Raw genomic sequence first — 21,441 nt, 5'->3', positions numbered from 1 at the left:
GAACGCGGGTCAGGCGAACGCGGGTCAGGCGAACGCGGGTCAGGCGAACGCGGGTCAGGCGAACGCGGGTCAGGCGAACGGGGTCAGGGGCAGGCCGGCGGCCAGCAGTGCCGCGCGGACCGCGGAGGCCATGGCCACCGCGCCCGGGGTGTCGCCGTGGACGCACAGCGACTCGAAGGGCACCGACAGCACCGACCCGTCGACCGCGACGACCTCCCCGTCGCGGGCCATCCGGACGGCCCGCGAGGCCACCGCGTCGACGTCCGTGAGGACCGCGCCCTCGGCGCCGCGCGGGACGAGGCGGCCGTCGGACAGGTAACCGCGGTCGACGAAGCCCTCGCCGACCACCCGCAGGCCGGCCTCCGCCGCGAGCCCGGCAAGGACCGACCCCGGTTGGCACAGCACCGGCAGCTCCCAGGCGGCCGCGGCGGCGACGACGGCCGAGGCGTGGTCCGCGTCGACGGCGGCGGTGTTGTACAGGGCGCCGTGCGGCTTGACGTAGGCGATCGGGCCGAACGCCGACAGGGCGCCGATCTGGTAGCGCAGCTCGTCGGTCAGGGTCGCGGGGTCGACGTCGATCCGCCGGCGGCCGAAGCCGGCCAGGTCGCGGTAGCTGACCTGGGCGCCGATCCGGACGCCGAGGGCAGAAGCGCGGGCGCAGACCCGGCGCATCGTGATCGGGTCGCCGGCGTGGAAGCCGCAGGCCACGTTGGCGCTGGTGACGATCGGAAGGAGGGCGTCGTCGTCGCCGAGGGTCCAGATGCCGAAGCCTTCGCCGAGGTCACTGTTGAGGTCCACGGAAACGAACGGTATCGCCCGGGCGGGCCTGCGCGAGCAGTGGCAGATCGCCGGGGTCGACGACGGCGACGACCGGGTAGCCGCCGGTGGTGGGGTGATCGGCGAGGAAGATCAGCGGCTGGCCGGAGGCGGGGACCTGCACGGCGCCGAGGACGATCCCTTCGCTGGGGAGTTCGCGCTGGTGGGCACGGGTGAGAGCGGGGCCGACCAGGCGGGCACCGACCCTGTTGCTGTCATTGCCGATGGTGTACGAACCGGCGAGCAGCCCCGCCGTGCCGCTGAAGTAGTCGTCGCGGGGACCCCAGGTGAGGCCGAGGGTGATGGGGCCGCCGATCGCGGGGCGGGGTGCCACGTCCACAGTGGATGGGTCGCCGGCCGGGATGCCCAGGGCGAGGACGGCACCGGCCCGGACGACGGGTGGACCGAGCGCCGAAAGGGTGTCGGTGGCGAGGCTTCCCAGCACCGGTGGCGCAACGAAACCACCGGCAACGGTGAGGTAGCCACGCAGGCCCGCGACGGCCGGCCCGATCTCGACGCGGTCGCCGGGGCGGAAGGCGACGGGGGCGTTGATCGGCGCGGGCCGCCCACCGACGCGCAGCGGCGCCGCGGCCCCGGTGAACGCGAGAGTGCCGGCGAAGGGCAGCGTCGCGGTGAACGGGCCGAACGTGATCTCCAGGCCGGCACTGGTGGCGGGGTTGCCGACCAGCCGGTTGCCGAGCAGGAGGGCGGGCTGGTCGAGGGCACCGGAGCGGGGCACGCCGAGGTGCGCGAAGCCGGGCCGGCCGAGGTCCTGCAGGGTGGTCAGCGGTCCGGCGACCTCGACGAGCATCGTGCCGGTCATGCCGCCACCTCCGCTGCGCTCCGGCACCGGCCTGACCCAAGGGCTGCACCCATGATGACCAGCTCCTCGCTCCGCTGCGGGCCGGTCATGCCGCCACCTCCGCTGCCCTGCGGGACGGTCATGCGACGGCCACGAACCGGACCGTGCGGCCCGGGGTGAGCAGTGCCGGTGGGGTCCGGTCGATGTCGAACAGGACGGTGTCGGTGCGGCCGACGAGCTGCCACCCGCCGGGCGACGCGGTCGGGTAGATCCCGGCGAACTCCGCGGCGAGCGCGACCGAGCCGGCCGGGACGCGCGGGCGTGGGCTGTCGAGGCGCGGCACGGACCAGGGCAGGCCGCTCAGGTAGGCGAACCCGGGCGCGAACCCGCCGAACGCCACCCTGAACGTGGCGCTGGTCAGGGCCTCGACCACAGCTTCGGTGGAGAGGCCGACGTGCGCGGCTACGCCGCCGAGGTCCGGCCCGTCGAAGGTGACCGGAATGTCCAGGTCGTCGTCCGCCACGAACGTGGGCGCGGGTGGTGGCCGGTCGCGCAGGGTCGCTGCGAGGGAGGTGACCGATGCCACCCCGTCGAGCAGCACGGTGCGGGCACCGGGGACGATGTCGGTGACGTCGAGTCGACCGGCGGCCCGCTCGGCGTCCAGTGCGGCGAACCACGCCAGCGGGTCATCGACCTCGATCAGCAGTGCCGATGTCCCGACGGTGCGGATCTGCATGACCGTCACCATAGTCAAGGAACACCAACTCGACGACGCAACAATACTTGCGAGTAACCTACGGTACCGTAACCTGGAGGGCGTGACAGTGAACACCGAGACCCGCCTGCGCCCGGTCGACCTCGGCAAACCCAGGATGCGTGGCTGGCTGCACACCTACGCGTTCGGTGTCGCCATCGTCTGCGGCATCGTGCTGTGTTCCATCGCCGCCGCGCGTCCGGGTTGGTCGCCGTTCGTGAGCTGCCTGGTGTACAGCCTCACGGTGTGCGCGTTGTTCGGCACGAGCGCCCTCTATCACCGCCGCGTCTGGTCGCCCAAGGGCTACAAGCTGATGCGACGCCTGGACCACTCGATGATCTTCGTGTTCATCGCGGGCACGTACACCCCGTTCAGCGTCCTGCTGCTCGAAGGGCGCACGGGCGACATCATCCTGGCCGTGGTCTGGGGCGGGGCCCTGCTCGGCGTCGGCATGAAGATGATCTGGCCGCACGCGCCGCGATGGCTGTCGGCGCCGCTGTACATCGCGCTGGGATGGGTCGCCGTCGTGGTGCTGCCGGACATCCTGCACTCGGGCGGGGTCACGGCGCTGGTGCTGACGATCGTCGGTGGCGCGTTCTACACGATCGGCGCGGTCTTCTACGCGCTGCGCCGGCCGAACCCGTGGCCGACGGTGTTCGGCCATCACGAGTTCTTCCACGCGTGCACGCTGGTGGCGGCGATTTTGCACCACATCGCCATCTACTTCGCGCTTTTTGCGAAGTAGATGGCGATGTGCCCATGACACGGCCGTCCACTTCGCCTTGTATGCGAAGGAGACGGCCGCGTCGTTCGTGGATCCAGCTCAGTAGGTGCGGCGACGCTCGATGACCTCGTCCGCGGACGGCGGGATCATCGTGCCACCGGCCGGGGGCGGCGGCGGGACCTGACGCACGACGGTGCGCCGGCGGGTGTTCCAGAAGTACAGGGTCAGGAGCAGGCCGAACAGCCCCGCCAGCTGGAAGATCCAGCCGATGGTGTCGAGGTTGAACGGTCCGAGGTCGGTGTCATCCAGGCCGAACGTCAGGATCGCTCCGACGACGATCAGAAGAATGCTGCCGCCGATTCCCATCGAGGGCCTCCAGGGCGTTGGGTTGGTAACCGTCTGTATGTCGGGGTTACCCACCTACGACGCGGCTCAATCGGGCACCCTTGACGGCATGACCGAGCGCACGCTGATTCTGCTCCGGCACGCGAAGTCCGTGGACCCGGATCCGTACCCGACCGACCTCGAACGGCCGCTGAGCCCGCGCGGCCGCCGGGACGCCGTCGCGGCCGGTGAGTGGCTGCGGGCGCAGGGCCTCGAACCCGACCTGGTGCTCTGCTCGACCGCGGTGCGGACCCGGGAGACCCTTGCGGGGCTGGCGCTGAGTGCGGCGGCGGCGCCCGTGGTGTTCGAGCACCGCCTGTATCTGGGGCCCGCCCACGACACCCTCGACCTGCTGCGCGACGGCGCACCGGACGTGTCGACGCTGCTGGTCATCGGCCACAACCCGACGCTGTCGATGCTGTCGGACCTGTTGGACCCGGATGCGCTGCCCGACGAGGGGCTGGCAACCAGCGGGATCGCGGTCCACGTCGTGCCCGGCACCTGGCGCGACCTGGAGACCGCCGGCCTGAAGGCGCACCATACGGCCAGGGGATAAGGCACAGAAAGCGGGAGGGCGCCATTGCCCTCCCGCCAGCTTCTGTGTCGGTGCTCTTAGAACGCGTCCTCGGACAGGTCCATCGCGTCCAGGGTGGTGGCCTCGATGATCCGGCGGTCCGAGCCGGTCCGCGGCAGCACCTCGCGGGCGAAGAACTTCGCCGCCGCGATCTTGCCCTCGTAGAAGGCGGTCTCGGTGGTGCCGCCGGCCAGGGCCTTCAGCGCCACCTCGGCCTGCCGCTGCAGGAGCCAGCCGACGACGACGTCGCCGAGGGCGAGCAGGAAGCGGCGGCTGTTGAGGCCGACCTTGTACAGCGCCTGCGGGTCGCCGCCGTGGGCCTCACCGAGCCAGCCGGTGAAGATGCCCAGGATGTTCTGCACCTCGCTGAGGGCCTTGCCCAGCGCGACCCGCTCGACCTTGAGCTGGCCGTTGCCGCCCTCGGCCTCCAGGAACTGCTGGATCTCGGCGGCGACGGTGAGCAGCGCCTTGCCCTGGTCCTTCACGATCTTGCGGAAGACCAGGTCGAGGCTCTGGATCGCGGTGGTGCCCTCGTACAGGGTGTCGATCTTCGAGTCGCGGACGTACTGCTCCAGCGGGTAGTCCTGCAGGAAGCCGGACCCGCCGAAGGTCTGCAGCGACTCGTGTCCGAGCAGCTCGTAGGCCCGCTCGGAGCCGACGCCCTTGACCAGCGGGAGCAGCAGGTCGTTGACCCGCTTCGCGATCTTCGCGGCCTTCTCGTCGCCGGAGGCCTCGGCCAGGGCGACCTTGTCCTGCCAGGAGGCGGTGTACAGCACGAGCGCGCGCAGACCCTCGGCGTAGGACTTCTGCAGCAGCAGGGAGCGGCGCACGTCGGGGTGGTGCATGATCGTGACCCGCGGCGCGGCCTTGTCGGTGCTGGCCAGGTCGGCACCCTGGACCCGGCTCTTGGCGTAGTCCAGCGCGTTGAGGTAGCCGGTGGAGAGGGTCGCGATCGCCTTCGTGCCGACCATCATCCGGGCGTACTCGATGATGAGGAACATCTGCCGGATGCCCTCGTGGACGTCGCCCAGCAGCCAGCCCTTGGCCGGGACGCCGTGGCCGCCGAAGGTGACCTCGCAGGTCGTGGAGACCTTGAGGCCCATCTTGTGCTCGACGTTGGTCACGAAGGCGCCGTTGCGGTCCTTGAGCTCGCCGGTCTCGCCGTCGAAGTGGAACTTCGGCACGACGAAGAGCGAGAGGCCCTTGGTGCCCGGGCCGCCCTGGCCGGGCGTGTCGACCGGGCGGGCCAGCACGTAGTGCACGATGTTCTCGGCCAGGTCGTGCTCAGCGCTGGTGATGAAGCGCTTGACGCCCTCGATGTGCCAGGAGCCGTCGGCCTGCGGGATGGCCTTGGTGCGGCCGGCGCCGACGTCGGAGCCGGCGTCGGGCTCGGTCAGCACCATCGTCGAGCCCCACTGGCGGTCGACGAAGAGCTTGGCCCACTTCTTCTGCTCCTCGGTGCCCTCGATCCGCAGCGTGTTCGCGAAGGAGGGGCCCGAGGCGTACATCCAGATCGGGGCGTTGGAGCCGAGCACCATTTCGGCCAGGGCCCACCACAGGGCCCGCGGCGCGGCGGTGCCGTCGAGCTCGGCCGGGAGGTCGAGCCGCCAGAACTCGGCGGCCATGAACGCCTCGTACGACTTGCGGAACGACTCGGGCATCGTCACCGAGTGGGTCGCGGGGTCGTAGACGGGCGGGTTCCGGTCGGCGTCCGCGTAGCTGGCCGCGAGGTCCTCGCGGGCGAGCCGGTCGACCTCGGCGAGGATGCTGCGGGCGGTGTCGACGTCCAGGTCGCCGTAGGGACCCTCACCGAAGACCTTGTCAGCACCGAGCACCTCGAAGAGGTTGAACTCGAGGTCCCGCAGGTTGCTCTTGTAATGGCTCATCGCGGAGTGGCCCCCGTCTCTGGGTCGCTTTTGTAGATCGAGCATGGACGACCGAGGTTACCAGTCGGTAACAGGAATCTTATTACTCGCTAGTAACTTCCGGCAACCCGCCCGGACGGGTGACAGCAGTCACACCTGCGCACGCCCAGGTCTCACCTATGTCGGCAGGTCAGGGTGACCGATGAGTAGCGGAGGGTGGCAGATGAGTAGCCCGATGGGAGCAGGCACGCCCGACACGCCGTCACCGGCGGGTGATGTGATCGTTGAGCGGTTACTCGCAGTCAGAAGGAGGGCACCGCGATGATCGTCCGGATGATGGGCTCTCTGTTCGCTCCCAAGTACCCGCGGTTCTACACGGGCCGGCACCGCGCCCCGATGCGGCGCTTCGTGCCCCGCCCGCGCGCCGTCACCGAATAACGCACCGGGGCGTCAGCCCACGGTCGTCGCTCCGGCGCCGCCGATCTCCCAGCTGGGGACCGTCGCCGGAGCCTTGACACCCTGATACTCCACCAGCACCAGCGCGATGTCGTCGTCGAGCCGGCCGCGCACCCACTCCAGCAGCGCGCTCTCCAGCGAGGCCAGCCCGTCGCCGACGGTGCCGTGCCCCAGCAGCCGCTGTGCCCGCTCCGCCGTCGGGAAGAACTGCCCGTCGCGGCGCGCCTCCGCCAGCCCGTCGGTGAAGAACAGCAGCCGGTCGCCCGGCTCCAGCCGCTCGACGCGCGGCTTGACCACCGGCATGAAGCCCAGCGGCGGCGCGTTGGACGGCGGGTCGAGCGGGATGACCTGCCCGCGGCGCAGCAGCAGCGGCGCCGGGTGACCGCAGTTGACGATCGTCAGGGTGCCACCGCGCTCCTCGATCAGCGCCGCGGTCACGAAGTCCTCGTCGCCCACCGACCGCGCCACGGCCCGGTCCAGGTCGGCGACGATCGCCCGCAGGTCGGCCCGCTCGAAGGCCACGTGCCGATACGAGCCGAGAACGATGCTGGCCAGCCGGACCGCGTCCAGGCCCTTCCCCCGCACGTCACCGATGATCATGCGGACGCCGTACGGGGTGTCCAGCGCCTCGTACAGGTCGCCACCGATGTCGGCCGCGGCGCTGGCCGAGATGTACCGGGCCGCGATGGTCAACGGGCCCAACTGCGGCCCCAGCGGACGCAGGACGGCCTGCTGCGCCACGGAGGCGAGCTTGGACAGCTCCGCGTACCTGGCGATCTGCCGCTGCCGGATGGCGCCCACCGCGGAGGCGATGCCGGCGGCGAGGATGACCGCGCCGAGGTTCAGCAGCATCACCAGGGTGCGCTCGCGGCTGTGCATGAGCTCGATGGTGCAGAACACCAGGGCGAGCACCGTCGAGGCGCTGCCGACCGCGAGGACCTCGGGCCAGGACGCGAACGCGGCCGCGAGGAACGGTGCGGCGGCGAGCAGTCCGACGTAGTTGGCGTCGACGCCGTCGGCGACCTCAGCGGCCAGAACCAGGCAGAGCAGCACGAAGGCCGCGCCGACTCCGGCGCGGGCTTCGGGAAGCAACGGTCGTTTCATAGGTCCGATCGACAGCATGCCACCAAAGGACCGCCGAACCGCTCAAACAAACGGCCGGGATCGTCGTTACTTGAGTACCTCGTACCGTGCGTTGATCACTCCGGCACTCACCGAAGCGATCGTCACGAACGCACCACGGGCGAGATCGAGACAGCGCCCGCTGACGAACGGTCCACGGTCATTGATCCGCACGACGACGGATTTCCCGTTGGCCAGGTTGGTCACCCGGACCCGGGTGTTGAACGGCAGCTCTTTGTGCGCGGCCGTCAGCCCGTTGGGATCGAAGCTCTCGCCGTTGGCGGTGCGCGATCCGGTGTCGTAGTAGGAGGCGTTGCAGGTGCCGGTGCTCGTCACGGCACCACCGGTGGCACCGGGCGTCCTGGTCGTCGACGGCTTCCTGGTCGGCGTCTTGGTCGCCTCTGGCACCTTGCTGACCTGCGGCGACGCCGACGCGGAGGCCGCCGGTGAGGGCGCGACCGACGCCGATGCCGAGCTCGACGGCCGCTCGCCGCGGTCCGCCCGGTCGGCCGGGCTGCGGCTGCCGTCGATCAGGTCGCTCGCTGCGGTCGGCTCCGCATCATCCGAGCCCATATTGACAGTCGCAACTGCACCGCCGATGAGAGCGATCGCCGCGACAACACCGGCGATCAATGGAGCGAGATGCCGTCGGGACATTGCGGTATGTCGGCCGGACAACGTCAGCACCCTTCGTTGACAGCATGGCCGTGACCGAACGTATCGGCCCCTCCCAGGCGTCAGTCAAACCGAAGTGCCGCGTGCGTGGGGATTTGGCGGGATAGGTCCGGCCGAACGGCTGATCCGACAAGGAGCCGAACGGCCGACCCTTCCCGCGCTGTCACCCGGCGCGGACGATTGCGGCGATACGCTCCGCAGCACCCTCGACCGGAATCTCCTCTTTCTCCCCGGTCCTGCGGTCGCGGATCTCGACCATGCCGTCGGCCAGCCGCTTGCCGACCACCACGATCGTGGGGACGCCGAGCAGCTCCGAGTCGTTGAACTTGACCCCCGGCGAGACATCCTTGCGGTCGTCGAGCAGCACCTCGAGCCCGGTCGCGCCGAGCGCGTCGGCGAGCTGCGCGGCGCCGGCCTTGATCTCCTCGGTCTTGCCCGCGGCGACCACGTGCACGTCGGCCGGGGCCAGCTCACGGGGCCAGCACAGGCCGCGGTCGTCGGCGGTCTGCTCGGCGATCACGGCGATCGCGCGGGTCACGCCGACGCCGTAGGAGCCCATCGTGACCGTGACGGCCTTGCCGTTCTGGTCGAGCACGGTGAGCCCGAGGGCCTTCGCATACTTGCGGCCGAGCTGGAAGATGTGGCCGATCTCGATGCCGCGGGCCAGTTCGAGCGTGCCACCGTCGACGGGGCACAGGTCGCCGTCCTGGATGCGGACCGCCTCGACCGTGCCGTCGGGGGTGAAGTCACGCCCGGCGACCAGGTGCATCACGTGCTTGCCGGGCTGGTCGGCGCCGGTGATCCAGCTGGTGCCGTCCACGACCCGGGGGTCGACCAGGTACCGGATCCCGGATGAGCCCTTCTCGCCCAGGACGCCGGGGCCGATGTAGCCCTTCACGAGCGCGGGGTGCTGCTGGAACTCGGCCTCCGACATCGGCGCCACCTCGGCGGGGGCGACCTGGGCCTCGAGCCGGCGCAGGTCGACCTCGCGGTCGCCGGGCACGCCGACGGCCAGGGGCTCGCGCTTGCCGTCGGGCAGCGTCAGCACCAGCATGACGTTCTTCAGCGTGTCGCCGGCGACCCAGGCCCGGTCGTCGCGGCGCAGGTCCTCGCGGTCGTTGAACAGCGCGACCAGCGTCTCGATCGTGGGCGTCTCCGGGGTGTCGACGACCTTCGCGGCGGGCAGCCCGTCGATGGGCAGCGCCGCGATCGACGCGGTGGTGACCGCCTCGACGTTGGCGGCGTAGTCACCGTTGGTGCAGCGGACGAAGGTGTCCTCGCCGATGTCACAGACCGCGAGGAACTCCTCGGAGGCGCTGCCGCCCATCGCACCGCTCGTCGCGGAGCAGATGACGTAGTCCAGGCCGAACCGGTCGAAGATCCTGCCGTAGGCGACCCGGTGCCGCTGGTACGCCGCGGCCAGCCCGTCGTCGTCGACGTCGAAGGAGTAGGAGTCCTTCATCAGGAACTCCCGCCCGCGCAGGATGCCGGCCCGGGGCCGCGCCTCGTCGCGGTACTTCGTCTGGATCTGGTACAGCGTGAGCGGCAGGTCCTTGTAGGAGGAGTAGAAGTCCTTCACGGCGAGCGTGAACATCTCCTCGTGGGTGGGGCCGAGCAGGTAGTCACCCCCGCGGCGGTCCTTCAGCCGGAACAGGTTGGCGCCATACTCCGTCCAGCGGCCCGTCGCCTCGTAGGGCTCGCGGGGCAGCAGCGCGGGGAACGTCAGCTCCTGGCCGCCGATGGCGTCCATCTCCTCGCGGACGATCCGCTCGACGTTGCGCAGCAGGCGCAGGCCCAACGGCAGCATCGTGAAGATGCCCGGCGCGACCCGTCGGACATAGCCGGCGCGCACGAGCAGCCGGTGGCTCGTCACCTCGGCATCCGCGGGATCCTCGCGCAGCGTCCGCACGAACAGCGTGGACATCTTCAGCACCATCAGGGCTCCGCCTTACTTCTCAAACAGACCTTCGGCGACGATACCCGCACGACTGCGGTGCGTGACTAGCGGGTTTTGCCGTCAAGTGCCCCGAAATCCCTCAACGCACCGGCCCGGTCGGCCGATAAGCAGGTGTGCGGCCGAATGACATCTCGCCTGATCCGTCCGGTGCTCCGTCCCTGGCGCTGCGCCCCGACCTGGCCGCGGCGATCGCCGCCGCCCGGAACGCGGAGTTCGTGGCCCGCCGTGAGATACCGGCGGCACCACCGGTGGCGCGCGGGTCCACCCGACGTGCCGTGCCCGTCCGGCTGCGGCTGGTGTACCTCGTGCCGCGCACGGACGTCGGCGGCGGCGCGCGGGTGCTGTTCGAGCATGCGAACCGGCTCCTCGACCGGGGTCATGACGTGACGGTGCTCAGCCACTTCCCACCACCGGTGTGGTTCGACCTGCGGGCCGGCTTCCGGCAGGTGCCGTTCGGGATCGAGCTGGCCGAGGCGGTGCCCGCGTGCGACGTGATCGTCGCCGGGTACTGGGATCAGGTGCTCGCCGCCCGTACCGTCGGCGTCGCCCCCGTCGTGCACTTCGAGCAGGGCGACTTCCACCTGTTCGAGGACATCGACGAGGAGACCCGGGCGGTCGTGGCCAGAAACGTCGAGGCCGCCGACGCGACGATCATCGTGACCGGCACCGTCGCCGAGGTGCTCCGCACCCGCTACGGCGTGCCGGCGACGGTGGTCTCCAACGCCGTCGACCCCACCGTGTTCCACCCCGCGACCGGCGCGGTGTTCCACCCCGCGACCGGCGCCCAGCCCGGGCAGCGGCCGTACCTGCTGTTCGTGGGCTGGGACGGCACCGTCTTCAAGGGCATGGCCGAGATGCGCCGGGTGTGGCAGGCGCTGGCCGATCAAGGCCCCGCGGCCGACCTGGTCTGGGTCACGCCTCGGCCGCCCAAAGAGCCGCTCGGCCGGGTGGTCGTGGCGCCGGACCAGGCGACGCTCGGCGCGCTGTTCCGCGGGGCGGCCGCCTACGTCTGCTGCTCGCACTACGAGACGTTCTCCCTGCCGGTGCTGGAGGCGATGGCATCCGGCACGCCGGTGGTGACGACCAGGAACACCGGCGTCCTCGAATACGCGCGGGACGGCGTGAACGCGCTGCTCGCCGAGATCCGCGACGTCGACGGGCTGGTCGCACAGGTGCGGCGGGTGCTGGACGAGCCGGACCTGGCGGCGCGGCTGCGCGAGGGCGGCCTGAAGACCGCGGCCGGCTACTCGTGGGACACGATCATCACCAAGGTCGAGGACACGTACCGCGACGTGGCCGCGGCCTGGTCTCCGCCGGCCTGGTCCCCGCCGACCGGATCTCCGCAGGCCGGATCTCCGTCGGCGGGTGACGGCTGGCGCTTCGATCTGGGCGGGCTGCGCTTCGTCGACGCCGACGCCGAGCCGCGACTCCGGCAGCGCGCCGCCGCCTCGGCCGCCGGCGCCATCGCGGTGCCGGTCACGTTCCCGGTGTTCGAGGGGCACCGCGCGGTCCGGTGGCGGGTCGTCGGGCGGCGCACCGGCGGCGGGTCCGGGGTCAGCCGCGCCTACCTGCCCGCGCACGGCGACGTGATCCCGGACGACCTGCCGTACGCGGGCGCGTTGCGCGAGTTCGCCGCCGGCCGCTTCGACACGGCGCTGTCCGGGTTCCTCGACGTCTACCGGCACGGCAGCAGCGCGGACCGCCCGTCGGCCAGCCGGTGGATCATCCTCACCCTGCTGGAGCTGGGCTCCGACGAGCAGGCGGCCTCGGTCGTGAGCGGCGGGGTGGAGGCGTTCCCCGACCACAGCGACTTCCACTACCTGCACGCGATGACCGGCATGCTGGGCGGGCGGCCCGTCGACGGCGCGGCCTATGTCGCCGCCATCGACGCGCTCGGCCCCGCCACGCACTACGACGAGTGGTTCGACGAGCCGAGCACCCTCATCCGCGAACGGCTGCTCGCCCCGGTCCGCTGAGCCGGCAGCCGGTGTCGCGGACCGGCAGCACCCCGTCGACGAGGTACCGCTCCACGGTGCCGTCGACGCAGGCGCTGCCCGCGACGAGATACTGCCCATGCGCGTACCGGCCGCGCACCGTGAGCATGCGCGAGCCTTGCAGGGCCCGATGCATCGCAAGCTGCCCGGCGAACGGGGTGGCCGGGTCACCGTCGGCGCCGACGATCAGCGCCGGCACGGTGTTCCGGATCGTCGTGGCCGCCTCCTCCGGCCGAACCGGCCAGAACGCGCACGGCGTGATGTTTCGGGTCATCGGGCCGAAAAGCGGCTCGTCGCCCCGGTGCGCCTGGATGTCGCGGTAGTACGAGTCCGGGTTCGTCCCGGCGGCACGGTCGGCGCAGAGGACCGCGGTCCCGGCCCGGTCGGAGGAGTAGCCCGCGCCCGTGGACAGCCCGGCGAGGAACGCCTCCAGCGCCGGCGTGGGCGGCCCCTCCCGTTCGAGCACCCGGATCTCCTCGGCCAGTTCCTCATAGGTCCCGGCGCTGTCGTCGTAGAGCCGGGCGAACAGCAGGTACGGCAGCACGTGCGGGTCCACTGTGTACGGTCCGGTGTGGACCGTCCGGGCGGCGAGCCGGTAGACCCGCTCCAGCACCTCGCGCCGCGTCGTGCCGAGACCGTGCCCGCCGGCGGCCCACCCGGCCCAGTGCTCCAGCGCCGCCTGGATCGCCGGGGCGTTGCGGGACAGCAGCCCCGGCCCGTAGACGTCGGGATCCACGGCGCTGTCCAGCACCACCCGGTCGGCGTGCGCACCGAACATCTGCAGGTAGACGGCGCCGAGGTAGGTGCCGTACGAGTAGCCGAGGTAGGACAGCTGCCGCTCGCCGAGTGCCTGCCGGATGAGGTCCATGTCCCGAGCCGTGTTCCGTGTCGAGGCGTAGGGCAGCAGGTCGCGGTTGCCGCGCGTACACCCGGCGGCCAGCTCGTTCGCGAGCGCGACGCTCTCGTTGAACGTGCGCCGGTCGGGCCCCGCCGACCGCACGAACGTGTCCGTCTCCCACCGGCACTCGAGCGGGCTGCTGCGCCCCACGAACCGCGGGTCCATCCCGATGAGGTCATATCTCGCCGCGACGGCGGGCATCTGCGCGCCGGCCAGCACCAGCTCCATGCCGCTGCCGCCCGGCCCGCCGGGGTTGAGCATGAGGATGCCGCGACGGCGAGCGGGGTCGGTCGCCGCGACGCGTGCCATCGCGACCTGGATGGTGCGGCCGCGGGGCCGGCCGTAGTCGAGCGGCACGCTCACCTCGCCGCACCGGGCACCGGCCTGCTCGAGCGCCGCCCCCAGCACGTCGTCCGCCCCGATGACGCAACTGTGCCAGGACACCGCCCGCTGCCGGCCCGGCTCGGCCGACGCCGGACTCGTGGTCAGGACGCCGCCGAGCACCAGCGCGGCGATGAATGCGCTTCGATATCTCACCAGCCAACGGTAGGAATCGCCGGGCCCCGGCACGAGGGTGCACGGGCCCGTCACCTCGGTAGACCTGGCTCTACCAGCCGCGGCCTCCTGGCGTCCTTGCCGCAAGCCGTGACCGGGCGCACAGGGTAACCGTGCCGGAACTCACGGGCCGCCCGGTGATGGCCGCACCGCGTACGATCCTGGCCGTGACAGCTCCGTTGGCGGGGTCGGGGCATGCGATCGGCATCGACCTCGGGACTTCGAATACCGTGGCGATCCTCCGCTGGCCGGATGGCCGGACCCGGCCGCTGCTCGTGGACGGACGGCCCGTGCTGCCGTCCGGGGTCTACGTGGACAGCACCGGCACCATCCACGCCGGCCGGGACGCCGAGCGGATGGCGCAGGTCGACCCGGGCGGTTACGAGCCCAACCCCAAACAACGCATCGACGACGGCGCGGTGCTGCTGGCCGGGCGGGAGGTGCCGGTCGCGGACCTGCTCGCCGCGGTCCTGCGCGCGGTGGCCCGGGCGGCCGGCGAGGCGGTCGGGTTCCTGCCGCCGGCGGTGCTCACCTACCCGGCCGCGTGGGGCAGCCTGCGCCGGCAGACGCTGCAGGACGCGGCCACCCGGGCCGGCTGGCCGCAGGTCAGGCTGATGCCGGAGCCGGTCGCGGCGGCGCGGTACTTCACCGACGTCATGCGCCGGCCGGTTCCGTTCGGCGGGACCATCGCGGTGTTCGACTTCGGTGGCGGCACGCTCGACGTGGCGATGGTGCGCCGGGAGGCGACCGGATTCACCGTCCTGGGCTGGGGTGGCGCCGAGGACCTGGGCGGGCTGGACATCGATGCGGCGCTCGTCGCGCACCTCGGGCAGCAGCTCGAACGCACCGAGCCGGCGGCCTGGCAGCAGATCTCGCAACCGGCCACCGAACTGGACCGGCGGCACCGCCGGCAGTTCTGGGACGAGGTCCGGTCCGCGAAGGAGATGCTGTCCCGCGCGACCACGGCGTCGGTTGCGGTGCCCGGCGTGAGCGGCTCGCTGCACGTGACCCGCGACGAGCTGGAGACGCTGGCCCGGCCGCTGATACGCCGCGGCGTCGCCGAACTGGTCGCCACCGCCGAGCGCAGCCGGTTGACCCCGGCCGACCTGTCGGTGGTGTTCCTGGTCGGTGGGGCAAGCCGGATCCCCCTGGTCGCGCACACCCTGCACACCGAGCTCGGGGTGGCGCCGACGATGCTGGAGCAGCCGGAGCTGCCGGTCGCGGAGGGGGCGCTCGCCGATCTGATCGCCCAGAGCGCACCACCGCAGCAACCGCCGCCGCCCCGGCAGGTGCCCGCACCGGCGCCGACCACGGGCATGTTCGACACCCGCACCGGCATTCCCACGTCGGGCGTGCCGCACCCGGTACCGCTGCAACGCCCACCGATGCCGGCCATGCCGGTGTCCGCTCACCCCGCGCCGGCACCGGTCTCGGCCACGCCCGTGTCACCGGTGTCCCCGCGGCCCGCGCCGGTCCTGCCGCCGCCCGCATTTCCTTATCAGCGCCCGATGCCGATGCCGGTGCCGCCACCTCCGCGCCGGCGCAGCGGCGGCAAGACCGCGCTGCGCGTCCTGCTGATCCTCACCCTCGTCTTCGGGTGCATGGGCGGCGGCGTCTACACGCTCTGGCAGGTGATCAAGCCGAAGCCCACCTTCCAGAAGCTGTCCCAGACGGCCTCGATCAAGGTCGAGGGCATGACCGAGACGGACTTCGCCACCGCGTTCCTCACCGAGAAGAAGGCCCACACGGTCACCCAGGTCGGCCGCGCGGTCGACGTGACGACCCTGGACCTGAGCACCTCGACCACCAAGGGCAAGAAGATCGGCGACGCGGCCAAGTGGAGCCAGGCGCTGATGATCGGCGACTACATCGTGGCCCTGGCCGAACCCGAGAACGGCAAACGCCAGCTCGTCGGCGTCAACAACATCGACGGCACCGAGTGGACCTCCGCCGTGGGCGTCGACGGCATCCTGATGGTCGGCGACGTCCACCCGACGACCGGCAACGCGATGCCCCTGCTGTGGCTGGACCGCAAGACCAATCAGATGTCGCGCATCTCCTCGGTCACCGGCAAGGTCGCCTCCGGCCTCGGCACCACAACGATCGGCCTCCCCGCCGGCTGGCGACTGCTCGGCCGCACCAACCCCAGCACCCCGACGAACGTCGTCCTGGTGGCCGCCGGCGGCGCGGTCTGGGACATCGGCTCCAAGGACCCCAAGAAGGTCGCCGACATCCCCGACACCGCCCCGGTCGGCCGGGTCGGCTTCGACGGTCTCGTGTACGCCAGCCAGAAGACCGAGTACCAGGTCAGCACCGTCAGCGCTTCGAACAGCAACCCACAGCCCGCCTTCCGCGGCCCGGCCAACCGATCCCCGGTCTGGATCAGCGGCTGCTCCAAGGGCAGCGACGTGTGCGTCATCGACCAGGTCGGCACCGACGAGTCCTCCCGCGAGTTCGCCCGCTACCGCTCCGGCTCCTCCGCCGAGCAGGTCTGGCGCGTCGCCGCCCCCGACGCAGACCTCGACCGCCCCATGCAGTCCCTGGGCGGCGACTACGACGACCGCTACCTGATCGTCAACACCACCAAGGGCGGCACCGTCTACAACACCCGCGGCGCCACCGTGGCCACCCACAAGGGCGCCCTGGTCGGCATCAACATCAACCGCGCCTTCGTCTTCACCGGCGCCCTGGGCACGAAACCCTCGCCGGTCACCCTCCTCGGCCTGGACCTCGACAACGAACTCCAGACCAGCCTCGGCACCCCGACCATCCGCGCATCCGGCTGCTGGTGGAACTCGACCAGCCTCATCTGCCCCGGCGCCAAGGACTACACCGTGTGGAAGTACGCCAAGTAGCCCGGACGCACCACGGCTACCAGCTCGCGGTCCACTGGTACCAGCCGCCGCCGAGCGATCGGAACCTGGGCCCTTCGAACAGCCCCGTGTTCAACTCCGCGGTCGGCCCGGCCGGCAGGTAGGCGAATCCGGCGTCGTCGAAGAGGTTGCCATGCCCTTCGTAGAAGACCGCGCCGCCAGGAACCCAGTACGCAACGACAACCCGGTAGGAACCCAACCGTTCGGGCACGTCGAACTGGGTCCACTCGCTGCCCGCCGGCGGAATCGGATGCCCCGCCACGACGGCGGCGAACGCCTGCCGGCCGGCCGACCACCGCATCCGCAGCGGTGCACCGACGGCAAGCAGCACCAGGGTGAGCACAGCGATGACCGGCGCGACCACGAACCACCACCGCCTCCCGGTGCGGTTCGCGACGACGATGGTCCACCCGAGCCAGACCCCTGCCATGGCCAGCGCCGCGACTCCGCCGGCCGCCAGCAGGAAGGAGTCCGAACCCGGGTAGCTCCGCGACCACAGCACGCAGCCCGCCACCGCCCCGGCAACCAGATGGAAAGCCCAGATGAGCCCGGGCGCAGACCCGCGACGCTCCTGCACCACGACGTGTTCAGTCCGCTCGGCCCGCACCAGCGCCGCAAGGCGTTCGTCCCGTGCCCGCCCCGCAGGGTCTGCCATGGTGGCATCCTGCCGAGACATCACCGACCGCGTCGACCCCGCACACAGAATCTCCACCAGCGACCCGACCGGCCCGGCGGAAGGGTAGCGGCGGCGGGCAAGCATCGATCATGCGGCCTGGGCCATGTCCTCTGGGGAATGCGAGTCCCCGATTGAGCGGGTGAAGGAATTGAACTTCACTGTCAGCTCAGAATAGTACAAATCCGACTCACCAAGCGCGCCAACGTGGTCCATCTCCCAGTCGTCGTTCGCGGTGGAGCACCCCACGTTCGCCGCGAGATCGCCCACTAGCCCGGCCGAGCTGAACCGTCACGGCTTGGTGCGGCTGCCTCCGAACGCCGTGAGCCTCGCCCGCAGGTCGTCGAACTGCTCGTCGGCAAGGGCCGCGACGCTGAAGCGCAGATGCCGGTCATCGATCGGCTCGAACAGCGTGCCGGGCAGCGCCAGCACTGCCTGCTCGGTGGCCAGCCGCCGCACCAATTCCTCGGCGGGCTCCGGCCAGCCCGGCAGTTGCACCCACGCGAAGAATGCGCCGGACGCGCGCAGCCGGAAGCCACCGGGCGCGTCGGCCAAGAGTTGCCGGAACCGCTCGAGCCGGTGCGCGGCTTCGCCGACTCGGCGCGTGCGCCATTCGCGGGCGCCGCGCAGTCCGGCAATCGCGGCCTCCTGCCCGATCCGGGGCGCACACACGACCATGCACTCCACCAGCTTGCCCGCCTCCGCCAGCAGGTCGGGGTGCCCAACCATCGCACCGACCCGATATCCCGGAATCGCATACTCTTTCGAGAAGCTGTGTAAGGTAATGACGTTTTCCTGCCATTTCGGCAGCCGATAGAGATCATGGGCCGGCTCGGACGTCGGGCGGAAGTTTCGATACGTCTCATCAAGAATGAGCGCAATTCCATGACGTATCGCCAGCATGGCGAAATCTCGTATGACGGCTGGCGGAACGGTGACTCCGGTCGGATTTCCAGGGGTAACCAGAAGAATGGCCCTCGTCCGCGGCGTGATGAGTTTTCCAGCCGCCACGGGATCGGGAATAAAGGTGTCGCCGGTGGGCAGCAACACCGGTGTCAGCTGGTCGAGCCGCAGCCACATCTCATGGTTGAAGTAGTAGGGGGCCGGCAGGATCACCTCGTCGCCGGCCGCCGCGAGAGCCGACACTGCCACACAGAATGCCTGGTTGCAACCGGCCGTGATGAGCACCTCGCCTTCCCGCACGGTCGCGGCGTAGGCCGCCGAGAGCTCCCCGGCAAAGAGGTTGCGGAGTTCCGGCAGCCCAGCACGGGGAGCATATCGGGCGGTTTGCGAATTTCTCACGGCCTGCTGCAACCGCTCGGTGATGACCGGCGGCGGCCCGTAGGCCGGGACACCCTCTGACAGATTGATCATCGCCTTAGCGGATCGCTGCTCGGCGAACAGTTCGCGAATCGCATCGATCGGCGAAACCGGCAGGCCAAGCGTCCGGCGAATAAGTTTCATGCCGGCCCGCCGCGATACTCGTTGTTAGTGCCGATGAGACCCCACCGATCGGTGGTAACATTGCGGCGGGTTGCATCGTCGGAAACCTTATGGCCATTCATCGACGGGCAATGCCTCCAACGGTTTCGACCAGAAGGGACCATTCCATGTCGATCATCGAGAAGCTTGCCGAGATGGGTTACAGCTTCGAACCTGCCCACCTGGAGTTTCCGCCTTTCCAACAAGCTCGACGGGTCGGCGATCTGGTTTTCACGTCCGGTCAGATCTCCACTCACGACGGCGTGGAAATCAAGGGCAAGGTCGGCAAAGATCTCGACATCGACGAGGCGGCCAAGGCGGCCGAACTCTCGGCGTACAACTGCCTGCGCGCGGTCGGCGCGGTCGCGGACATCGAATCGATCCAGGGCATCGTGAAGGTGCTCGGCATGGTCAACGTGGCCGATGGGTTCGACTCCACGCCTAAGGTCATCGACGGGGCCAGCCGATTCCTGCTCGACGCTCTCGGCGACCGCGGTCGGCACGCCCGTTCGGCAGTGGGCATGGTGCTGCCGTACAACTGGGCGGTTGAGATCGAAATGGTGGTTCACGTCGCCTAATCGGTGAGATGGGGCGGCGGCCGGCTCGGCAGTCGTACCACGACAGGTTCCCGACGGTAAATGGCCGGGTCTGCCTGTCGCAGGGATGAGAAGACCTCGTCGATCGCCGCCCGCAGGCCCCACACCTCGGTGTAGGCCAACCACATCGGATGACCGGCGGCGATGTCGTCTCGCCGGGCGAATGGATAATTCACCCACTGCGCCGATCGGGGGAAACGGTGGTGGTAGTCGTGACAGGGCCCGTCGCCGACCAGCACGAACAGCCGGTTGAACAGGTGGACGAAAAGCATCCGCAGCCACCAGGACGCCCAGCCCCGGGCACGGCGCATCCCGCGTAGGGCCGGGTCGGGCACCGCCTCGCCCAGAAAGATGCCATGCGTCCCCAGGGCAATGGCGGCCCGCCCCTCAAGCGGGTGCCCTGCCGCGGGGAACAGGTGCCGGCACGAGACCCGCAGCACGGCGGCCCAGTTGTAGAGAACCGTCAACGGAATTACCCAGACCAGCAGCGCGATCCACCACGACCCAACGCCCGCGAACAGCGCGATTTCGGCCGCCAGCGTGAGCATCAGCAACGCCGCACGGACGGCGGTGCGGTGCGTGGACAGCCGCCAGAACATCTGCCGCACTTGGAACGCTGGCGAAAGCATCGTGCGGAACATCGCCAGCCACATCTGCCGGCCACTCATCAGCGGCTCACACCGCATGGTCTCCACAATGAAGCGGGCAGTAGGATCGGCCATCGTCATGTGACTCAGCGAGTGGTGATCCGACACGTGCTCGCGAGAGTAGTCTTCGTACTCCTGCACGCCGAGCCCGGCCGCGATCGCGCCGCCAAGCAGGCGGTTGACCCATTTCCGCCGGGAATAGGTCGCATGGGTGCACTGGTGCAGGATCACTGACCCCAGCTTGCGCATGCCGTGCACGCTGGACAGCCACGAGACCGGCAAGACCAGCAGCCACCAGCCGCCAGCCAGGACCGCGGCCCAGCCGACGGCGACGCCGAAAAGCAGTGGAGCGATCGAGGCGAGAAGATGGTCGACGGGCCGCAGCCGCCAGCTATTCTCCGTGACCGTTGGCTTGCCGGTGACCCAGGTGAGCACTGGCTGGAGCCAGGTGGGCAGCACCAGCATCGATTCGCGCACGTCCCGGGCCGGGCCGGGGATCGCTGCAACGTCGCTCACGTCCGCCTCTGATCTACAGATCGGCCCGGATGGCGGGCGCACCGGCCGCGCGGAGCAGGTAGCCAAGTTTCAGCCCGAGCGAGTCGTACACCGGGTCGGGCACCTCTGGTCCGACAACGCTCAGCCCAGCCTCGGCGAAGAGGTCCTCCCAGAACCGCCGGGTCTCCAGCCGCTGTTCGGTGATCCGGTGGATCAGGTAGTACGGGTTGTAGTACGCAAGCCCGAGATCGTGGCCCATGACGTCCGGGTCGGCTGGGCGGTGGTCCACCTCGATCACAATCCAGCTTGCGTCGGGATGGCGCGCAAAGACTTTGCACAGCAGCTCAAGGATGGCGGCACGGTCACGCTGCTCCAGGATTTCCTGCAGTACGAAGGCGGTGATGAAACACAGCGGTCCCGGCCGGTCGGCGAGGTCCGGTGGGTCGTCGGCGCGGCCGGCCACGACCGCGACTCGCTCGGCGAGCCCTCGCTGCTGCATCAGCCGCCGCGCGTTGGTCACCGACTGCTCGGCCAGCTCGACGCCGACGCCGCGCAGGCCGGGGTTGCGGTCACACAGTTCGGCGAGGTAGCGGCCGTCGCCACAGCCAAGGTCGACGACTGTGCCGACTCGCCCCGGGATCTGCTGGAAGAGCCGCTCTGCTATCGGAAGCGCGTCGTACTCGCTGATCCCGCAACTGCCGACGCCCACCTGCGCGGCGTTGCGAGACGCGTAGGCGGCAGGGTCGGCCAACGCCTCGCGCAGGCCAGCGAAGGCCGGCGTATAACCGCCGACGAGCAGCGCGTACCAGGGTTGGAACACGCCGATCTCGGCCCCCGCCGACGTGAGCCCCACCGTCCCGTCCACCGCGATGACGACGAAGTCCTCGTTCGCGAGGTACAGCAGGAACCCACCGAGCCGATCGGCCGACAGTCCGCAGAGCTGTGCCAAGCGGTCGACGGGCAGCGCGCCGTGCTTGGTCAGCGCGTCGTGGATGCCGGTGTCCATGAACTGATGCAGCGCCTGCGCGAGCACGAACCCACGGATGGGCTGCAACGCGCCGATCAGGCGCTTCTCCAGACCTGGCGTGATCTCAGCCAA

The 21,441-nt window shown here is 70.4% G+C and carries 18 protein-coding genes; 5 read left to right on the top strand and 13 right to left on the bottom strand.

The window, feature by feature from the left end; translation table 11 throughout:
• Window positions 1–69 precede the first annotated feature (69 nt).
• The 3 genes from Dsi01nite_RS28855 to Dsi01nite_RS28845 form a co-directional block, all read right to left on the bottom strand.
• Window positions 70–798, bottom strand: coding sequence for a LamB/YcsF family protein (locus Dsi01nite_RS28855; RefSeq protein ID WP_203849419.1), 729 nt, complete (start codon window positions 796–798; stop codon window positions 70–72).
• Complete coding sequence (locus Dsi01nite_RS28850; protein ID WP_203849418.1) at window positions 782–1,639, bottom strand: 5-oxoprolinase subunit C family protein; 858 nt, start codon at window positions 1,637–1,639, stop codon at window positions 782–784. The genes Dsi01nite_RS28855 and Dsi01nite_RS28850 overlap by 17 nt, the downstream gene beginning before the upstream one ends.
• A 118-nt stretch (window positions 1,640–1,757) precedes the next feature.
• Complete coding sequence (locus Dsi01nite_RS28845) at window positions 1,758–2,354, bottom strand: 5-oxoprolinase subunit B family protein (RefSeq protein ID WP_203849417.1); 597 nt, start codon at window positions 2,352–2,354, stop codon at window positions 1,758–1,760.
• A gap of 136 nt (window positions 2,355–2,490) precedes the next feature.
• Here Dsi01nite_RS28845 and trhA point away from each other — a divergent pair, with 136 nt between their 5' ends.
• Window positions 2,491–3,117, top strand: coding sequence for a PAQR family membrane homeostasis protein TrhA (trhA, locus tag Dsi01nite_RS28840; RefSeq protein ID WP_373318858.1), 627 nt, complete (start codon window positions 2,491–2,493; stop codon window positions 3,115–3,117).
• 78 nt (window positions 3,118–3,195) lie between these two features.
• Here trhA and Dsi01nite_RS28835 read toward each other — a convergent pair whose 3' ends face one another.
• Window positions 3,196–3,462, bottom strand: coding sequence for a DUF6458 family protein (locus Dsi01nite_RS28835; RefSeq protein WP_203849416.1), 267 nt, complete (start codon window positions 3,460–3,462; stop codon window positions 3,196–3,198).
• An 88-nt stretch (window positions 3,463–3,550) separates the two neighbouring features.
• Here Dsi01nite_RS28835 and Dsi01nite_RS28830 point away from each other — a divergent pair, with 88 nt between their 5' ends.
• Window positions 3,551–4,036 carry a SixA phosphatase family protein gene (locus Dsi01nite_RS28830; protein ID WP_203849415.1) on the top strand — a complete coding sequence of 162 codons (486 nt, stop codon included), beginning with the start codon at window positions 3,551–3,553 and terminating at the stop codon, window positions 4,034–4,036.
• A gap of 56 nt (window positions 4,037–4,092) precedes the next feature.
• Here Dsi01nite_RS28830 and Dsi01nite_RS28825 read toward each other — a convergent pair whose 3' ends face one another.
• From Dsi01nite_RS28825 to Dsi01nite_RS28810, 4 genes are all read right to left on the bottom strand, one after another.
• On the bottom strand, window positions 4,093–5,940 hold the full coding sequence (locus Dsi01nite_RS28825) for an acyl-CoA dehydrogenase (protein ID WP_203849414.1): 1,848 nt from the start codon (window positions 5,938–5,940) through the stop codon (window positions 4,093–4,095).
• Between the two features lie 429 nt (window positions 5,941–6,369).
• Window positions 6,370–7,479 carry a PP2C family protein-serine/threonine phosphatase gene (locus Dsi01nite_RS28820; protein WP_239136247.1) on the bottom strand — a complete coding sequence of 370 codons (1,110 nt, stop codon included), beginning with the start codon at window positions 7,477–7,479 and terminating at the stop codon, window positions 6,370–6,372.
• A gap of 66 nt (window positions 7,480–7,545) precedes the next feature.
• The gene (locus Dsi01nite_RS28815) at window positions 7,546–8,130 is read right to left on the bottom strand and encodes a septal ring lytic transglycosylase RlpA family protein (RefSeq protein WP_239136246.1); all 585 of its coding nucleotides are present in this window, start codon (window positions 8,128–8,130) and stop codon (window positions 7,546–7,548) included.
• 205 nt (window positions 8,131–8,335) lie between these two features.
• Window positions 8,336–10,108: a proline--tRNA ligase gene (locus Dsi01nite_RS28810; RefSeq protein WP_203849412.1), complete on the bottom strand. Its 1,773-nt coding sequence runs from the start codon at window positions 10,106–10,108 to the stop codon at window positions 8,336–8,338.
• 134 nt (window positions 10,109–10,242) lie between these two features.
• On the opposite strand from Dsi01nite_RS28810, the gene Dsi01nite_RS28805 reads away from it, so the two are divergent.
• Complete coding sequence (locus Dsi01nite_RS28805; protein WP_203849411.1) at window positions 10,243–12,105, top strand: glycosyltransferase family 4 protein; 1,863 nt, start codon at window positions 10,243–10,245, stop codon at window positions 12,103–12,105.
• Here the strand turns inward: Dsi01nite_RS28805 and Dsi01nite_RS28800 are convergent.
• Window positions 12,071–13,558, bottom strand: a complete 1,488-nt coding sequence (locus Dsi01nite_RS28800; protein WP_203849410.1) for an alpha/beta hydrolase — start codon at window positions 13,556–13,558, stop codon at window positions 12,071–12,073. The two genes, Dsi01nite_RS28805 and Dsi01nite_RS28800, sit on opposite strands and share 35 nt — an antisense overlap.
• Before the next feature lie 185 nt (window positions 13,559–13,743).
• Here Dsi01nite_RS28800 and Dsi01nite_RS28795 point away from each other — a divergent pair, with 185 nt between their 5' ends.
• Window positions 13,744–16,431, top strand: a complete 2,688-nt coding sequence (locus Dsi01nite_RS28795; RefSeq protein WP_239136245.1) for an Hsp70 family protein — start codon at window positions 13,744–13,746, stop codon at window positions 16,429–16,431.
• A gap of 16 nt (window positions 16,432–16,447) precedes the next feature.
• On the opposite strand, the gene Dsi01nite_RS28790 is transcribed toward Dsi01nite_RS28795, so the two are convergent.
• Entirely contained in the window at window positions 16,448–17,104 is a 657-nt protein-coding gene (locus tag Dsi01nite_RS28790; protein ID WP_203849409.1) for a hypothetical protein, read from the bottom strand.
• Window positions 17,105–17,413: 309 nt separating this feature from the next.
• Window positions 17,414–18,586, bottom strand: a complete 1,173-nt coding sequence (locus tag Dsi01nite_RS28785; RefSeq protein WP_203849408.1) for an aminotransferase — start codon at window positions 18,584–18,586, stop codon at window positions 17,414–17,416.
• Window positions 18,587–18,732: 146 nt separating this feature from the next.
• On the opposite strand from Dsi01nite_RS28785, the gene Dsi01nite_RS28780 reads away from it, so the two are divergent.
• Window positions 18,733–19,182, top strand: a complete 450-nt coding sequence (locus Dsi01nite_RS28780; RefSeq protein WP_203849407.1) for a RidA family protein — start codon at window positions 18,733–18,735, stop codon at window positions 19,180–19,182.
• Here Dsi01nite_RS28780 and Dsi01nite_RS28775 read toward each other — a convergent pair.
• Entirely contained in the window at window positions 19,179–20,363 is a 1,185-nt protein-coding gene (locus Dsi01nite_RS28775; RefSeq protein WP_203849406.1) for a fatty acid desaturase, read from the bottom strand. The genes Dsi01nite_RS28780 and Dsi01nite_RS28775 overlap by 4 nt on opposite strands.
• A gap of 13 nt (window positions 20,364–20,376) precedes the next feature.
• Window positions 20,377–21,441 carry a methyltransferase domain-containing protein gene (locus Dsi01nite_RS28770; RefSeq protein ID WP_203849405.1) on the bottom strand — a complete coding sequence of 355 codons (1,065 nt, stop codon included), beginning with the start codon at window positions 21,439–21,441 and terminating at the stop codon, window positions 20,377–20,379.

The organism is Dactylosporangium siamense, assembly GCF_016862795.1.
GTDB lineage: Bacteria > Actinomycetota > Actinomycetes > Mycobacteriales > Micromonosporaceae > Dactylosporangium > Dactylosporangium siamense.
This window is presented reverse-complemented; position numbering and strand designations above follow the sequence as displayed.

Coding starts and splice junctions, on each gene's coding strand:
- Dsi01nite_RS28820 (WP_239136247.1), bottom strand. CDS start 7,479: ATGAAACGACCGTTGCTTCCCGAAGCCCGCGCCGGAGTCGGCGCGGCC.
- Dsi01nite_RS28785 (WP_203849408.1), bottom strand. CDS start 18,586: ATGAAACTTATTCGCCGGACGCTTGGCCTGCCGGTTTCGCCGATCGAT.
- Dsi01nite_RS28810 (WP_203849412.1), bottom strand. CDS start 10,108: ATGGTGCTGAAGATGTCCACGCTGTTCGTGCGGACGCTGCGCGAGGAT.
- Dsi01nite_RS28835 (WP_203849416.1), bottom strand. CDS start 3,462: ATGGGAATCGGCGGCAGCATTCTTCTGATCGTCGTCGGAGCGATCCTG.
- trhA (WP_373318858.1), top strand. CDS start 2,491: ATGCGTGGCTGGCTGCACACCTACGCGTTCGGTGTCGCCATCGTCTGC.
- Dsi01nite_RS28845 (WP_203849417.1), bottom strand. CDS start 2,354: ATGCAGATCCGCACCGTCGGGACATCGGCACTGCTGATCGAGGTCGAT.
- Dsi01nite_RS28780 (WP_203849407.1), top strand. CDS start 18,733: ATGTCGATCATCGAGAAGCTTGCCGAGATGGGTTACAGCTTCGAACCT.
- Dsi01nite_RS28825 (WP_203849414.1), bottom strand. CDS start 5,940: ATGAGCCATTACAAGAGCAACCTGCGGGACCTCGAGTTCAACCTCTTC.
- Dsi01nite_RS28850 (WP_203849418.1), bottom strand. CDS start 1,639: ATGACCGGCACGATGCTCGTCGAGGTCGCCGGACCGCTGACCACCCTG.
- Dsi01nite_RS28790 (WP_203849409.1), bottom strand. CDS start 17,104: ATGGCAGACCCTGCGGGGCGGGCACGGGACGAACGCCTTGCGGCGCTG.
- Dsi01nite_RS28830 (WP_203849415.1), top strand. CDS start 3,551: ATGACCGAGCGCACGCTGATTCTGCTCCGGCACGCGAAGTCCGTGGAC.